This window comes from Pseudoflavonifractor capillosus, assembly GCF_016899775.1.
Classification (GTDB): domain Bacteria; phylum Bacillota; class Clostridia; order Oscillospirales; family Oscillospiraceae; genus Lawsonibacter.
Map to the genome: position 1 here is coordinate 1 of NZ_JACJJE010000152.1, position 590 is coordinate 590.

1 pseudogene is annotated in these 590 nt (G+C 60.7%); it reads left to right on the top strand.

The annotated features are described in order from the left end of the window. Positions 1-63: 63 nt before the first annotated feature. A pseudogene (locus tag H6B31_RS17900) lies at positions 64-590 on the top strand (cell wall anchor protein); the annotation flags it as partial.

The following is a 590-nucleotide window of genomic DNA, read 5'->3' on the forward strand; positions in this document are numbered from 1 at the left end:
GAAGAACCCGTCCAGTCCGGCCCGGTAATGGGCGGCATGAGCATGTAGAGGAGGGATGTCTGCATGAAACGAAAGATCACCTTATTGGCCGCGGTGCTCTGCCTGACCATGGCCCTCTCCCCCGCGGTGCTGGCGGCGGAGCACACTCAGGCGGAGGTCTGCTACCCAACCGCCGTCACTCAGAGCGAGGACGGCACGGAATTGCGGAAAATGTATGACCTGGGGCCGGAGGACGACCCGGCGGGGATCCCCCGGTCCGACTTTGAGCAGGACGGCTTCCACTACACTCTGGTGGACGTGTTGAAACAAGAGTTACCGGAGCACGAGAGCCGGCAGCACACCGAAACAGTGACTTTGGAGAGCAAGAGCAAAGACATGGAGTCGGTGCTGGCCCTGCTGCCTCCGGAAAAAGAGTTCATCACAGAAGACGGACTGTCCGGTACCCTCTCACTCCAGCTGGAGACCGTGAATGTGGAGGCAGCCGGATACGGCACTTCCACCCGGGAGGTCTCCGCTACCCGATCCTATCCCAATCTGGCCAATCAGGACACCGCCAACATCCCAAAAACCATTGAGGAGGACGGCCGGAC